15 protein-coding genes are annotated in these 15,372 nt (G+C 51.2%); 12 read left to right on the forward strand and 3 right to left on the reverse strand.

From position 1 onward, the window contains the following. Positions 1–72: 72 nt before the first annotated feature. The 4 genes from AC6I77_RS04835 to ddpX all read left to right on the forward strand — a co-directional run bounded on the left by AC6I77_RS04835 (position 73) and on the right by ddpX (position 3,524). Positions 73–978, forward strand: coding sequence for a hypothetical protein (locus tag AC6I77_RS04835; protein WP_140033625.1), 906 nt, complete (start codon positions 73–75; stop codon positions 976–978). A 94-nt stretch (positions 979–1,072) separates the two neighbouring features. Then, positions 1,073–2,038: a hypothetical protein gene (locus tag AC6I77_RS04840; RefSeq protein ID WP_140033624.1), complete on the forward strand. Its 966-nt coding sequence runs from the start codon at positions 1,073–1,075 to the stop codon at positions 2,036–2,038. Positions 2,039–2,225: 187 nt separating this feature from the next. Continuing rightward, positions 2,226–2,717 carry a hypothetical protein gene (locus AC6I77_RS04845; RefSeq protein ID WP_140033623.1) on the forward strand — a complete coding sequence of 164 codons (492 nt, stop codon included), beginning with the start codon at positions 2,226–2,228 and terminating at the stop codon, positions 2,715–2,717. A 225-nt stretch (positions 2,718–2,942) separates the two neighbouring features. Further along, positions 2,943–3,524 carry a D-alanyl-D-alanine dipeptidase gene (ddpX, locus tag AC6I77_RS04850; RefSeq protein ID WP_140033622.1) on the forward strand — a complete coding sequence of 194 codons (582 nt, stop codon included), beginning with the start codon at positions 2,943–2,945 and terminating at the stop codon, positions 3,522–3,524. Between the two features lie 171 nt (positions 3,525–3,695). Here ddpX and AC6I77_RS04855 read toward each other — a convergent pair whose 3' ends face one another. Continuing rightward, positions 3,696–3,932 (reverse strand): DUF2171 domain-containing protein, encoded by a 237-nt coding sequence (locus AC6I77_RS04855; RefSeq protein WP_003854080.1) that lies wholly within the window; start codon positions 3,930–3,932, stop codon positions 3,696–3,698. Between the two features lie 353 nt (positions 3,933–4,285). Here AC6I77_RS04855 and AC6I77_RS04860 point away from each other — a divergent pair, with 353 nt between their 5' ends. The 7 genes from AC6I77_RS04860 to AC6I77_RS04890 all read left to right on the forward strand — a co-directional run bounded on the left by AC6I77_RS04860 (position 4,286) and on the right by AC6I77_RS04890 (position 9,244). After that, positions 4,286–4,882, forward strand: a complete 597-nt coding sequence (locus AC6I77_RS04860) for a DUF1349 domain-containing protein (RefSeq protein ID WP_078804180.1) — start codon at positions 4,286–4,288, stop codon at positions 4,880–4,882. 102 nt (positions 4,883–4,984) lie between these two features. Beyond that, entirely contained in the window at positions 4,985–6,004 is a 1,020-nt protein-coding gene (locus tag AC6I77_RS04865; protein WP_008924985.1) for a DUF481 domain-containing protein, read from the forward strand. 103 nt (positions 6,005–6,107) lie between these two features. After that, positions 6,108–7,073 (forward strand): magnesium and cobalt transport protein CorA, encoded by a 966-nt coding sequence (locus tag AC6I77_RS04870; RefSeq protein WP_140033621.1) that lies wholly within the window; start codon positions 6,108–6,110, stop codon positions 7,071–7,073. A 297-nt stretch (positions 7,074–7,370) separates the two neighbouring features. After that, positions 7,371–7,604 (forward strand): BssS family protein, encoded by a 234-nt coding sequence (locus AC6I77_RS04875; protein ID WP_003854071.1) that lies wholly within the window; start codon positions 7,371–7,373, stop codon positions 7,602–7,604. A gap of 474 nt (positions 7,605–8,078) precedes the next feature. Further along, positions 8,079–8,351 (forward strand): cupin domain-containing protein, encoded by a 273-nt coding sequence (locus AC6I77_RS04880; RefSeq protein ID WP_003854069.1) that lies wholly within the window; start codon positions 8,079–8,081, stop codon positions 8,349–8,351. 11 nt (positions 8,352–8,362) lie between these two features. Continuing rightward, complete coding sequence (locus AC6I77_RS04885) at positions 8,363–8,788, forward strand: DUF4186 domain-containing protein (protein ID WP_140033620.1); 426 nt, start codon at positions 8,363–8,365, stop codon at positions 8,786–8,788. Between the two features lie 138 nt (positions 8,789–8,926). Next, positions 8,927–9,244 carry a KPN_00521 family repetitive protein gene (locus AC6I77_RS04890; RefSeq protein WP_140033619.1) on the forward strand — a complete coding sequence of 106 codons (318 nt, stop codon included), beginning with the start codon at positions 8,927–8,929 and terminating at the stop codon, positions 9,242–9,244. Positions 9,245–9,309: 65 nt separating this feature from the next. On the opposite strand, the gene AC6I77_RS04895 is transcribed toward AC6I77_RS04890, so the two are convergent. Further along, positions 9,310–10,548: an AI-2E family transporter gene (locus tag AC6I77_RS04895; protein ID WP_003854064.1), complete on the reverse strand. Its 1,239-nt coding sequence runs from the start codon at positions 10,546–10,548 to the stop codon at positions 9,310–9,312. A 351-nt stretch (positions 10,549–10,899) separates the two neighbouring features. On the opposite strand from AC6I77_RS04895, the gene AC6I77_RS04900 reads away from it, so the two are divergent. Continuing rightward, the gene (locus AC6I77_RS04900) at positions 10,900–11,229 is read left to right on the forward strand and encodes a hypothetical protein (RefSeq protein ID WP_003854059.1); all 330 of its coding nucleotides are present in this window, start codon (positions 10,900–10,902) and stop codon (positions 11,227–11,229) included. A 14-nt stretch (positions 11,230–11,243) separates the two neighbouring features. Here AC6I77_RS04900 and AC6I77_RS04905 read toward each other — a convergent pair whose 3' ends face one another. Beyond that, a complete protein-coding gene (locus tag AC6I77_RS04905) occupies positions 11,244–15,002 on the reverse strand; it encodes an NAD(P)-binding protein (RefSeq protein ID WP_337028008.1) in 3,759 nt (1,252 codons plus the stop codon). Between the last annotated feature and the right edge of the window lie 370 nt (positions 15,003–15,372).

The following is a 15,372-nucleotide window of genomic DNA, read 5'->3' on the forward strand; positions in this document are numbered from 1 at the left end:
GTTATTTTGAGGTGGCTGGCAACGCTAAGCTAGCATCACCCGTGTAAAATTATACTAAACATGAGATTTAAAATGATAAACTTTGATAGAAGTATTTCAAAGAAATGTTTAAAAAAATTCAGTGAGAGAACTCAGGTTAGAAACGAAAGAGAAAAGATTAATAGCGATATATTACGGGCGTGGGATTATGAATTAAATAAAAAAGCAAGACCAGATTTAATGATCGCACACTGTATCTCTTCCCGCGGAAGCGTTTCTGCCATTGGAAAAAAGAACACAAACTCACCTTTTTTAACAAAGACTGTAGAAGCGGTTCTATCATCATGGGATGTTATATCTGCCTGTTGTACAGGTGCAGTGACGAATTCTAACGGTATTATGAAAGGTCGGGTGCCTCTGGATATTCAACTCAATCTTCGTGTTCCGGTACAAAATATTTTGGGTACGCATCATAGTGATGTGAGATTCAATAATTTTTCAGGGCTTGAAGGTAATGTTCCGCATGGACGTGTTCTGGATAAAGCGGCATTGACCGAAAGTATTTTTAAAGGGATAGAAAGACCTAATGATCATGGTTTCAAAATGTCTGGTCCTTATAATATTTTACGTCATCCAAATGAATTCTTGAGAAAAATTTTTTCCAGTGCGGGTAATTATAACGAAATACTTCTTGTGGGGAAGACAGGCGTACGGATGTATATGGACTTCCCATGTACTGAAATGATAAAGCTAAGAGGGGTTTCATTCAGACCAAATTATCTTATAAAGCTTTTGATCAAAGGGGAATATGACGAAGAAACACTGTCAAAATTTGAAGAGGACATGGAGTTTATAAAAAAAATCCTCAGGGTTAATGCTAGTAACAGACTTCTATTTCCGATGGGAAGACATCCTGGGTTAAGAAGGCTTAATTTTTCATATCACATTGAAAAAGAAGGGTTTATAACAGTTGATGGTAGCTCTTATGTGCTTAGATGAAAGCTAAATTTTTAACATTTTACTGATTATTCGTAAGGTGCCGGGAGAATGTTCCTGCCAGCCCTGTTATCCGTTAATTAGTAAGGAGATACGTATGGATAAAAAAAAGTGTGTGGCCAGCAATCCATTGCAGGTAAACAAGGCATTGGAACTACAGGCATTGATTATGTGTTATTTCCCAAAATATACTAACTGCGAAGTTGAGTTTGAAGAATACAACTGGGATTTCGGGGGTAGTGATAATGTTATTCAGTCAAAAATAAGAAGTATGGCTATATCAAAAGGGTATTGTAAAAAGGATTTTATAGTGCGAAACCGGATGGTTGTAAAAAAAGAAAAAGCAATCAGCCCCATAAAAACCCTTCACAGGGCATTGGTAGCAACCTATGTTACTTCAGGTAATTACTATAATACGCCCTTAAGACGACGTCTCAATCCAGTTCAGCGGCTTGTGTCTGAACCACTTACCATGAGTATGGAGGATGTCATTGAAAAGTTCAGGCGTGAAAGCGAAGAAGCTGCCAGAGGTTATGGGTTTAGCCTTGATTTTACTGTAAGAAGCATGAGATTACAGGGCAGGTTGTCTGCGGGCTTTTCAACATTACTGCTTAAAAATCTGCTATTGGAAAGAAAAAGAAAAGGGACAACGTTTCGTGGCGTTCTGGCGTCATCACAGTTTGTGACTTTGCTCGATTATTACAGTCAGCATTCTACCGTTGTAACCACAGATCAATTTCTTTCCACTACCACATATCAGCTTGTTGCCAGAGAGTTTTCCGCAGGAAAATATGATTCCCGATCTGTTTCTGAAGGAGATAAAAAAGTTGTCTTTATCGTGGAGGGATACTCTGGTGCAGAAATATCAGCCTGGATTGATGAAGGTGAAGTGTTATATCCGCCAGAAGTTTATTTTCAGGTCTGTCCAGTAAATACTTATGAAAAAATACGTTATCTGGGTGCTACATACGGCGCGTTTATCTATAAATTAAAAGAGGTTCCTGCGCCAGATACCGATAAGGAAATACCCTTTTTAACAGATGTTCATAAATTGCAACGTTAAGGCATAATTTTAATAACATGTTTGATATCACACCTGAAAATGCTGGGGTTAAAACATACACTCCATAAATATCTTCTTTTGGTTTTTTAGCTTTTAAGAAGAATATGGCGGTGTTTTCAGGGTGAGGTTTCTCTTATTTTTTTCTGGTGGATGCTTTTATTTTTCTATAATATAAAAGGTAATGTTTATGTTAACAAGCACTCAATGTGATAAGTTAAAAAATATATTTAATCATCGTGCTAAAATGAAGACAATCAATTCATTTTTATCCTTACAAGAACCTGCTGGCCCAGAGCAAATCCTTGAGCTAAGGAGGTTGTCTGACAATGATTATTTTTTTGTCCCTGTGATGCCTGAAAGGAAAGTTAATATCCCGAAACCTCATGGGCGATTTTTATTTGTTATTCCCTCTTTCTCGCCAGGAAAGGTCTTCTGTGGCGTACCTGATGGTTACCGGACGTTTGCTTCTGATATTATCAAACCAATACAGGGCCATACTTCAATATGTCTTGATAAAGATGTGTTTTTTGCGGGTGAAGTGGATTTTATTAATGGTGTATTGAAAAGCTGGTCGAATAACAGTGGTCATTATATGCCAAAAGCAGAACTCATTGATATTAATTTTATTCCGGCAGTAAAATTACTCTTGCCTAAAAGTAAGTTTAATGAGATTTTTTGAAGTAATTTTTTGTTAATAATAGACATGTAATTTTTTAGACTACTGTTTTTTTTGAAAAGCAGGATGTCCAGGAGTGCCAGAAAGATTCATTCACTACAGAATCTGGCAAATGCCTGCAAATACCTCAGAATTGGTAAAGGAAATAGATCGTTCATTACGGTCTGGAAGAATGCGTTAGCAAAGATACCTGAACTCTAAAATTTTATGAACAAGGAGCACCCCATCATGGAAAGTCAGAGTCTTGTTGATATCGCTGAGGCCTTTCCTCAGTCAGCCATCGATCTCAAATATGCCACCGCTGACAACCTCACCGGTAAGCCGATCTATCGCGACGCGCGTTGTCTGCTGCACGTTGATGCGGCGAAAGCGCTGGCAAAATGTATCAATATCGCCGGTGTGGCGGGCTATAAGATGCTGATCCTCGATGCATATCGGCCACCTGCTGCGCAGGCTATTTTATGGCAGGCCTGTCCGAATCCTGACTATGTTGTGCCGCTTTCGCGTGGATCAAACCACAGTCGCGGAACGGCGGTAGACGTGACGCTGATCGATGAGCGCGGTGAGATCGTGGATATGGGCACCGGCTTTGATGAGATGAGTGAGCACTCTCATCCTTATCATCCTGCAGTGCCTGTTCCGGCACAGCGCAACCGACTGATGCTTAATGCCATCATGCTGGGCGGTGGCTTTAGCGGTATTGCAACCGAATGGTGGCATTTTGAATTGCCCGGTTCAGAGAACTATCCTCTGATTGACGGTGCGTTTCACTGTTATTCCTCGTCTCATGCTGAAAATATCAACATCTGAAGCGTTATAAACAGACGGGGTATAATGAGTGCAGGGAAATGCGTATCGCGCTGTTTAATATAAGCAGAGTGATTAAATAAAGGAGTTCGGGCAGGGCGGAATGACGTTTTCATTTACAGCGGTTTTCTGGAGTAATAAAAATAAGCCGTGGCAGGCGCCACGGCTAACGATTTATGCAGACTGCCACTCGCTTTCAACATCCGCTTTGGCTTTAGAGAGAATGACTTTATTGTCATCCACTTCTTTAACCCAGCTGAATGGGATAATGTGGTGCTTGCCGCCTGCTTCAGGGTCGCTTTTCGCCAGTTTAATTTTGTCGTCGCCTTCAAAATGGTCGACAATACCGACATGTTCGCCGTTTACATCAACAACCTGTGCGTGATCCAGAATCTCTGATTTATCTACCATGGTGGCTTAATCCTTATATTTGATGAGTTAAGTTGCCCTCAGACAAAACAAGCCTGGTAGTTAAATACGTTTTTAGCCAGGCGATTAACAAAATGAAATAGTTAAGTGCACTGGTCCTGGTCGATATTATTTCCCCTCATAAGTGTGTGAAAGAAAAATAAGCGAAACCGCAGATAAGGCGGATTTGTCTGTTGCATCAGGCATTCTGACCTGTTCATCTGCCACATCACTTTAATCAGATTAGCTGCGTGAGTCTGCCGCGCGTTTAACAACAAGGCTATGATAATCAGACCCATCGCCTTGCGGTAGAGCAACCTGATCGCGGGCGGTTTAACGTACAGAAAGGAGTCCCTATGACAGCAGTCAGTTCATTGACCACCGAAGGCGGCGTCTGGATTAATCAGCCGCCGGTACACAGTCTGGATGGCAATACGTTGCAGTTCGAAACCGCATTAAACAGTGATTTCTGGCAGCGCACCTGGTACGGCTTCGAACGGCACAGCGGCCACGCCTTTGGCTTCTGGGTAGAAAACGACTTCACCGTTCAGGTGCAGGTGAGGGCAGAATTCAGTCAGCTCTATGATCAGGCTGGTCTGTTCATTCAGGACAGTGAAACGCATTGGGTTAAAGCGGGTATTGAGTTCAACGATGACCAGCCCGCCATTGGCAGCGTGGTCACGCGTGAGTTTTCTGACTGGTCTACCGGCGTTTTTCCAGGCGATGCGCGTCAGTTCTGGATGCGAGCCACGCTGGAAAATGCCGCGCTGAGGATCCAGTACTCCACTGATGGAGAGATATGGCCGCTGTTGCGACTCTGCCCGTGGCCGGGTCAGGGGCGGCGTTTTGTCGGCGTGATGGGCTGCTCGCCCGAACGCGAAGGGCTGGCGGTTAGCTTTATGGATTTCGCGCTGACTCCGCCGCTCGGTAAAGCACTGCACGACCTGTCATAACCCTGGGCAGATTGCTTATCATCGCAGAATCGGCTTAATTGTCGGGTCAGAATTTGCGGTGACGCGTCGTCCATGCAGGACAACGCTTTTACAGGGAAAGCCATGCGTTGTTCCAACTTGTTGACCAGACTGCTGGTCATCTTCTGCTGTGCCGGATGGGCAGAGCAGGCCGCAGCCGATACCGTCTGGCTGAATAATGGCGACCGGCTGACGGGCACGATTCGTTATCTCAGTGACGGCAAGCTGGGTATAGAGACACAGTATGCCGGGACCGTCACGCTGGACTGGAATGCGGTCAGCACGCTCGCCAGCGAGAATCCGGTCAATGTCGAAAACAAACAGACCGGTGAGCATTATCAGGTGCGGCTCAGCTCGTCCGATCCCGGCTATGTCTGGGTTGAGCGCAACGAGCAGGAGCAGCAGGTCTCCCTCAGGCGTATTGACGAGTTTATGAAAGCCAAAGTACGCACCGATCAGCTCGCCTGGACCGGCAACATCGATGCGGGCGTCAAAGTCAAAAAAGCCTCGACCAAAACGGATGACTACAGTTTTGCGCTTAACACCAAACTCAACCAGGGAAAATGGCGGCATGACATCGGCGCGACCTTCAATCGCGAGCAGGAAAACGACAGCATCAACACCAGTAACTACAGCCTGCGCTATGCCTTTGATTACCTGGTCAGGGAGCAGTATTTCTGGCAGACCCGCGCGACCTACAAGCGCGACTGGGTTGAGAATCTCTCCCGGCAGGCGCTGATCGGGACCGGGCCAGGCTATCAGCTGTGGGACACTGAACTCAGCGCGTTCTCACTCTCATTGCTGGGCGGTGCCTTTGAGTATGGCTACAGCGATGACAGGGAAGAGCGACATTTTGGCGGCTCAGTACGCTGGAACTATCAGCGCTATTTGCTGGGCAAGTCGGTCACGCTTTACAGCAATGGCGACATCGGCCATTCGCTGGACGATGACGGGGTATTTATGCTGGATGCGGAAGTCGGAATGCGCTATAGCCTGACTTCCTGGTCAACCCTGCATATTGGCTATCATCGCAACCTGGTCAGCGGCATACCGGATACCCTGAATGAAGGCATCTTCTCCACCGGGCTTGGGCTAAAGTGGTAATCCGCAGATTGCGCAACGCCGCAGCAAATCCTTACGGTTTTTATCCGGTTACAGGCCCGGCATTAGCTAAGCTCCATGTACTGTCACAACAGGAATGCAGAAGATGATCGTAAGTAGCATGGTGTATCGTCCGGGATGCGCGGGCGAAGAGGTCCAGGTCGATGATATCAGTGAAGTGATTAAAGAGCCGGAGGCGTTTATCTGGCTTGGGCTGTGGCAGCCAGACGCTGAGTTTATGGCGAAGATTAAAGAGGAGTTTGGACTCCACGAACTGGCGGTTGAGGATGCGCTTAATGCCCATCAGCGACCTAAAATCGAACATTATGGCGACTCACTGTTTATTGTCGTGAAGACGGTGTGCGCTAAGGATGATACCTGCGAGCTGGGTGAGTCCCATTTCTTTGTTGGGAAAAAATTCCTGATCAGCATCCGTCACGGCGCATCGGAAAGCTACACCCCGGTGCGACAGCGGGCGTCTGAAAACCCGGCGCTGCTAAAATTTGGTCCGGCCTATCCGCTTTACTGCCTGCTCGATTTTGTCGTGGATCGGTATGCTCAACTCTCCACCTCACTGAATGAGCGGGTCGGGCAGATGGAGAACGATCTCTTTACCAGCGAATTCGACCGCAAGTCGGTGCAATCGGTTTACACCATGCGTCGTCATCTGCTGTCGCTGCGCAATGTGGCGCTACCGGTTGAAGAGATCTGCAATCAGCTGATTCACCTGCATGAAGATTTGATACCCCGTCCGCTGCGTGCCTATATCCGTGACGTACAGGACCATGCCCGCCATGTGGTAACTGACGCGGAAGATATGCGCGAGATGCTGACCAGCGCCATGCAGGTCAATCTGGCGCTGGTCACGGTGCAGCAGAATGAAGTGGTGAAAAAGCTGGCCGGCTGGGGCGCGATTCTGGTGATCCCGACAGTTGTATTCAGCATGTATGGCATGAACTTCGAGCACATGCCAGAGCTGAAGTCGCTGTATGGTTATCCGCTGGCTGTCGGGCTGACGCTGGTGGCCTGCGGCGGGCTGTGGGCCAGGCTGCGCCGCTCTGGCTGGTTGTAATCGTGACGGGTCAGGAGAGGGTGCATAAACGGTCATCCTGTTCCTGACCCGTGTTCTTTCGCTGTACCTGACGCAACTGCCCGTTTTTGCTGCGGGTCCACATGAAGATGCGCGGGATTGGTCCGGCAGAACAGGCAACAGACACCGCCACAAAGCGAACCCTTTGACGCTGCGCTTATTCTGCCGCTGCCCTTGTAATCCTGTCGATTTAGTTCAGACTCACTACTCCACTCATGTTTTATCATCAGAGCTGGCCTGACTATCAATCAGCGTTATGCTTTTACAGTCAGGATTAATGTGAATGAATTTACACGTTTTACCTTCTACCCCATCACCGGCTGGCATATCGGTCCTCTGAGTTCGCATCAGGCACTCGTCCTCAAATTCGGTTATATCGATCCCGACGCCCCGCGTGAACAGGGCCCGCAGGAGACGCTGTTCCTGGGGCTGACCATTGAAATGGCCAAAAAACTGGTTGCCAGTCTTTCCGAACATATCGACTACGCCGAAAAAATGGGCAACCAGCACTAGTTTCCATCCGGGAAGACGCCTGGCGGTTGGCATTCAGTAATCCATCGTCGGGTGCGCACACCGTTACGCTGCCGCCGCATTTAACCTACTGGCACCACCGCCGACAATAACGCTATCCACGCCACTCTACGCGACTGGCCTACGCTACGATTCACTGGCTGTCGCTGCGGGGTTCGTTTTCGTCTGATTGCAGCATAATGAGTCCTGTTTGAGTCAGCAGCGTCTGTGCCCGACGGGCCTCCACGCCTCTTTTGGACTATTGGTGATTAATCAGCAATAGTCCTGTTCTTTCATGGTGAACACACTTTTTTGTCATCCTGATGTCAAACCAGCGACAATAAGAAAGCAGGAACAGCATCCGACTGACCGGTCAACAACGTTGCCTGCGCGACGGTACGTAACCCGTTGAGTGCCATAAGTAACCATAAAGATCGTCTACACTGCTTAGGGTCTGTTCCACATTGAGGTGTTGCCATGACCGAACATGAATTCAGAAAATTGTTAGCCGAACAGGGCTTTGATGAGCCGCTGCTGGTTGAACGAGCAGCGTCAGCCCAGCTTGATAATCACGTCCATCCCTTTGAGGCGCTGGCACTGATTCTCAGTGGTGACATCACTATCAGTACTGAACAGGGCGACACGACGTATCATCCCGGTGAGACATTTCACCTGCAGCCGAATGAGCTGCATCGCGAGGCGTTTGGTCTGCAGGGCGTCAGTTATCTGGCGGGACGTAAATATGAGTAACGAGTATTAGCATGAAGGTTTCAGACGATCTCTTTATCCGGCTGGCGCGCTCACCGTTCCGCCAGCGTTTTCGCCTTGGACGCGCTGAATATGATTACGCCAACAGCAAAGGCGAGTCGGTAGTGAGGCAGCACGCCGCAGAGTTTGTGGAACAGCGCCTTGCGCCTGCCCAGCCTGAGAATGATGGCAAACAGACACCCATGCGCGGCCATCCGGTGTTTATCGCCCAGCACGCCACCGCGACATGCTGTCGTGGCTGTCTGAGTAAATGGCACAATATCGGACAGCATCAGCCGCTGAGTGCTGAGCAGCAGGTGTATGTGGTAACGGTGTTACTGGCGTGGATTACGCGACAGCTGGAACAGTCTGCGCCGCCTGTTCGCGTGACCCGAAATCAGCCTGAAAAAGACGACGATCCGCAGCTCGCGCTTTGGTAGTGGGCGAAAAATCTACAATCAATCACTTTTTCTGGTGAAAACTGGCCCTTTTTCATTCCTGGTTTATTCTTAAATCTTTCCTGGGAAGGCTATGCCAGGATTAAAACCTACACGGCAACGATGAATACAGAGGGAATTATGAAGAAATCAATTATTGCACTGTCTGCTATTTTGCTGGCCTCGCCAGTATTTGCTGCTACTACTACAGACAACACCGTTGCAGAAGCGCATAAAGGCGCTGATACCGCGAAAGAAAAACTGCATCAGACCCAGAACGAAGGCGAAGAGCTGAAGCTGAAGTCTGAGCACGACGCTGAAGGCAAGAGCCACACCACCGGTAGCAAAATCACCGAAGGTACACAGAAGGGCTGGCACAAAACCAAAGAAGGCACTGAGAAAGGCTGGGATAAAACCAAGCAGGGTGCTGAAGATCTGAAAAACAAAGCGACCAACTAATTCGCTGCTGTTTCAGAGTTAAAAAAAACCCACCGAAAGGTGGGTTTTTTTATGGCCTGACGCTGTCAGGGCTTATTCAAGGCTGCTTTCTCTCTCTGCGAGGCGACTAATGCTGAGACTTTGCTTTCCGTTTCTGCAGCCGCTTCCGCTGATGCCGCAGCCGCTTCTGCCGCGGCTTCTGCTGCTGCCTCGGCGGCGTCATCGGACTGTTTCTTGCCTTCTTCGATAAACTCTTCGTCGATGGCTTCGATATTCTCGCGGTTGTCGCGTCCGGAGAGGAGATTCCAGCAGGCGATAAACAGAGCAGCAATCACCGGACCGATAACAAAACCGTTAATGCCGTAGATTTCCATACCGCCCAGCGTGGCGATCAGGATCATGTAGTCAGGCATTTTGGTGTCTTTGCCGACCAGCAGCGGACGCAGGATATTATCCACCAGACCGACAATCACCACGAAGAAACCCACCAGGAACAGCCCTTTCCACAGTGCGCCAGTGGCGAAGAAGAAGATCGCCGCAGGCACCCAGATAATGGCGGAACCGACGGCCGGAATCAGGGAGAGGAAGGCCATCAGCGCACCCCACAGCAGGCTGCCGTCGATGCCGGTAAACCAGAAGGCCAACCCGCCGAGAATACCCTGAACGATACCGACTACCACCGTGCCTTTCACCGTCGCGCGCGCCACGGCGGCAAACTTCACCATCAGGTGATGCTTCACGTAGGTTGAAAGCGGCAGCGCTTCCAGAATCAGATGTACCAGATAGGAGCCATCTTTCAGCAGGAAGAACAGCAGATAAAGCATGATGCCAAAGCCGACGGTGAAGCTGAACGTCCCTTTACCGATGATAAAGGCGCTGCCCGCGACATACTGACCGCCCTTAAGGGCAAACGAGGAGAGCTTCTGCTGAATCTGCCCGGCGTTATCCAGATTGTTTTCAGCCAGAAAATGCTTCGCCCAGCGCGGCAGATGCTGCAACAGATCGGCGAAGACCACCGGGAACTGCGACGAGTTGGTCTGCAGCTTGTGATAGACGGCGTTGGTTTCAACCACCAGTGAGGAGGCAATGATCGCCAGCGGCGTAAACACAATCAGGCAAATACAGAGCAGGGTAATTAACGCCGCTACGCCATTACGATCACCCAGTCGATTACGAAGCCAGGTTTTCAGCGGATGGAAAATGACCGCCAGAATCGCTGCCCATAAAATCGACGAGAAATAGGGCGAAAGGACGTCAAAAAAAGCGACGGTGGCGATAGCCAGAATCAAAATGAAAAACCCGATGTTCAATCCTTTAAAACGCATGGAAAAACCTCATCTGGAACAAACGCTGATAAACCCGACGCGCAAATTTTCTGTGCCTGTCTTCGCCTATGCGAGGGCCTGGGACGCATTAACGGTCTGGCTTTGTTCTTAACACGCTGCTGGTGGCAGCATCATACTGGCTAACTATCTGAAAGGTCTGGCAGAAGTGATGAACGGATAATGTTCGTTCGCTGCGTGACTTCCGGTCGGTAGCAGGCTGCTTATGACTGCAGCGCGCTGAATCCTACATTAGCGTAGCGGTTTCGACCATTATTGGTAGGTCAGAGACTCATGTTCTCTGTGTATGCTGCCGATAATAGCGTTGACTGAGCAAAAAACAGGCAATAAGAAATGGGTAAACCGAGCGTTTTAACGGTGCTGCTGGCGCTGGCACTAACCGGCTGTGCCACCAAACAGTATCCTCAGGCGGCGGCGGTAACGCCGGAAGAGACGGCGACACTTAACTGCAGTGCACTGGATCAGGAACTCGTGAAAGCGCACAGCGTGCAGAGTGACATTGAGCAAACCGGCCAGTTTGATGCACTGACCGTACTGGGGTTTGTCGGCGATTTCGGGCTGGGTAATGGCATTGCGAAATACAATGCCAGCCAGAAGGCAGAACGGCGACTGAATCAGTTACAGTCGCTGAAAGCCGCGAAGTGCAGCCAGCGACTGTCGTAGCGGGCGGCTTAAAATCAGCCAACGGTTCCTGCGCGGACATGCTGCAGCCGGACATTTTCGGCTGCACGTTTACCTGCCAGAAACGCGTGATCCGAATTGTAATATTCCCACTCGCTGTAGCGACCCGACAGATGAATATCCTGAGTCAGCAGCCACTGACGGATCAGCGCCACGTTATCGCTTCGTGCATGGTCATAGACCACGTAGGCATAGGGCATATCAACCTCTGAAGCACAAAGCAGCGGATCGTCCGCAGTGATCATGCCGACCCTGATGCAATCCTGACGGCAGCGCTCAATCAGCGCATCGCCCTCCAGCGGCAGTGGGTTGGCCGCATTGTAGGTGATTTCGCAGGTTAAGCCGAATCCGCCCGGCGGATTGCAGTGTGGGCTGGCATTACCCTGCACAAAGATGCGGTGGAACAGCGTATCGCCAGGATAGTAAATCCAGTGCTTTTCGGTCAGATCAGCGCGACCAATGCCCAGATTCACACAGCGCACCGAAACAAACTGCAGCTGCTGCGCCGCCCGTTGCACACTCTCCGGCACCTCATCGCCCATCAGTTTAATCAGCTCAGGTAGCGGCATGGTGCTAATCAACTGCTCATAACGGTAGTGGCGACCATCCGCCAGCAGCGCAACATGCGCCTGCGAATAGATGCGGGTCAGCGTCGTATCCGTTTCCAGCGTACATTTCAGATGCGGCAGGAAGCCGGACATCAGTGCCTGGAAACCGCCGCGCAGCGGATAGCCAAATCGGGCGTTAGGGCCGACCGGTTTCGCCAGTGGTTGTAGTGCGCCATCGATGATCTGCGACAGATCGGGCAGTGGGACGCGTCCGCCCAGCCAGGAGGTTTCCATATCTGTCAGCGGCACTTTCCACAGCTTCTGGTTGTAGGGCAGGGCAAAGTGACGTGCGATGCCTTTACCCCAGGTTCGCATAATGAAGTGCTGGAAATCCTCTTCGCCTTCCACCATGCCGCTGCTGCTGCCCTCATCAGGAATCGCGCCATCCGCACAGCAATCCCGCCGCGCCCGCGCGCGATCCAGCGGCACGGCAGCTGTCGCCGTTGCGCCATAACGCGCCTCGATAGCCCCCAGCACGCACTCTTTTACCACCTCGACCGGCAAGCCGTGCAGCGCAGACTGGAACGGATAGCGGGTATACACGCCGTCACTGTAGACCCAGGCTTCACGTGCCTGCCAGTGCAGATTGTCGCCCAGCAGCATTTCATAGAGCTGCAACACATATGGGTCCTGCGAGAACATAATGTGACCAGCATAATCGAAGGTGAACCCCTGATCGTCAATCGAGCGGCACCAGCCGCCTGGGGTGCTATTTTTCTCCAGCAGTACGGCACCTTCGCCATAGTGATAACCGGCGCTCAGCCCGGTGGGTCCGGCTCCGATAATCAGGCACGGCACCGCATCGCTCTCCAGCATGGCCGGCGTTAAAGGTGTGACGTTAGCCTGTGCGCTGGCCTGACTGGCTGACTTCAGGGCAGGCTGACGTTGCGCGAGCGCCTGCTGGATCAGCCCATGTATCTGCTCAGCGGTGCGATCCCATGAGGTGGCATCCACTTTTGTCTGCATCCGTCCCATCAGCGCCAGCCGCTCAGCGGCACCCATCGCCATTGCCTGTTCACAAGCGGCAATAAACGCCGGGTGAGTTTCTGCTACTGCCACCTCCTCTGCGTAGTGGCGCGCCACATCGACAATCGCGGTACTGACAATCGGCAGCTGCGCCGCCATATATTCCAGCACCTTGGTAGGCGAGATGAAGCGGGTGGAGGCATTAATGGCGAACGGCATCAGACAAACATCCCAGCCTGCCAGAAATTGCGGCAGTGCCTGGTAGGGCTGCTGGCCGAGCCAGTGAATATTGTCGCGCTGTGGCAGGCTGGCGGGATCAATTTTTACTACCGGCCCAACCATAATGATCTGCCATTCGGGGTGGGTGTCTGCCAGCGTCGCAATCAGCGACAGGTCGATGCGCTCATCAAGCACGCCGTAGTATCCCAGACGCTGCGGTGGAATCGTATCCTGCAACGGATGACGATTAGTGCGATCGCGTGCCTGCTCAAAATGAACAGCATCGACACTGCTGGGAAAGCAATAGACCTGAGAATGTTTGTCACGCTTCGCTTCGTAAAGACTGGTGCCGCCGGTAAAGACCAGATCGGCGCGGGTCATCAGTGCCGATTCGCGCTGTTGCAACTGGCGCGGCGCATTCTGGAAGGCGGAAAGCTCATCCATACAGTCGTAAATTACCAGCGAGGGATCAAACGGCGTCAGCAGCGGCAGCGCCATCGGCGTATAGAACCAGATCAGCGGCTGTTCATCTTCCTCAAGAAGTGGCGCCAGCAGCAGCAACAGTGGCGCGATCTGGCTGTCATGAAAACCGGGCGCGTCGCTGTCGGTATGTGGCTGGATGACCGTGATGTTAGCGGCAGGTGAACTCTGATGCAGACCCGGTGGCCCCGACTGCCGGACCGGCTCCTCGACAAACAGCACGCGATAGTGCTGCGCCAGGCGTGTCAGAAGCTGCTGCGGACGCTGGAAAACAAATCCCCAGCGTAAATGGCTGAAAACAATGAGAACAGGTGGTTTCATGGTGTGCTCCTGACGTTGTAGTGGGGACTGAATATGCTGCAAAAAGCGCTGCGCCTGCCGTAAAGCGTCGGCATAAGGCTGCTGTAACTGGCGGGCGTAAGGATCCGGCCCCAGCAGATCGAGATCCCATAAACCGCTGCGGGTCCAGAAGGTTGTCTCTTCCCACAAGGGACGATCGAGGATCGGATAGAGGCAGATGCCGATCAGATCAACGCCTGCCAGCTGTGCCTGCGCTACCTGGGCGGTGATTTCGCTGATCCAGGCTCCACGTCCGCTGCCAACATGACTCGTTTCCGCCAGCAGAATGGGCCGCTGGTAACGCTGCCAGACTTGCTGCAGCATCTGATGCAGTGGCTGGCGGCGGTTGTCGCCCAGATGCCAGTAAAGGCGGAGGTTTGAGCCCTGTTCCCACTGGTTATCGTGGTAGTAATTCACGCCAATCAGATCGAGATAGCGGGGTGTGCCACCCAGCTCCGGGTTACGCCTGCCGCTAAGCATGTCCCACGCCTGATACTGGGTATCGCACATCTCACGTGCCAGCACGTCACTGGTGGGATCGGCAGGATCGGGCACGATATGGATCAGCGGATCGCAGTGCAGCAGACGGGCGCGCGGATCGGCCAGCCAGATCGCATCACAGGCGGCCAGAGTGGCGCGAACCAGTTGCTGCTTGGCAGCATCCGCCCGATCCGGCGCCGGAATCGCCTCACAGGCGAACAGCCCGACCGAGATGCCCCAACTGACAAAGGAGATTTCATTCATTGGGGAGTAGACCGGCGGCTGCTGATACCAGGGCGCCAGAAAGCGGGCCAGCGCACCGCAGAACGCAGCAAAGCGACTGATAAAATCGTGATCAAACAGGCTGACGCCAGCGGGCCAGCCGTAATGGCAGATTGTCCAGCTCAGCTGGATGCCCTGCTGCTCTGCGGCCCGCATCCGCGCAGCGACCGTCGAAAAGTCATAATGCCCATCGCGTTCACATAAGCGCCAGCCGACGCTTTCGCGTACCGTGCGAATAGAAAAGGGGGACAGCGCGGCATAATCCTCTGCTACACGTGCCTGATGCTGATTAAGATCGTTCATCGACAGCGCAATCCCGGCAGGATTGATATGGTCGGCACCTTCATAGCCGGCCTGCCAGAAACTGGTAAAAGGCGTCATGGCATCTCCCGAAAAAAAAGCAACACGTTTCTCTCTGACGAGCCGTCGTGAAACGGGTCAGGGCGTTACAGGTATGCATTGCAGACTGGTCGTTATGACCAGTCTGAACAGATGGGCGATCCTTGCCATAAGGCACAACCACTGAAGGACAGGCATCAGGTCCTGTGGCGGTCTGGACGAGAGATAGCAGGTATCTATGTGCGGCGCTATCGACAGGAAAAAGACTGACTTCTCTGAATGTTATCGGGTTTACGGAAGCCTTACTGGAAAGTATAGATGCGAGAGTGTGGTAATCAACTCATTGAAGTAAAAAGAAAAAAGCGTAGCGGTAAAAGAATTCCAGTCAGAAACAGGATGTTTTTTGGTTAAG

Source organism: Pantoea sp. X-Soil-ISGK-259, assembly GCF_059730705.1.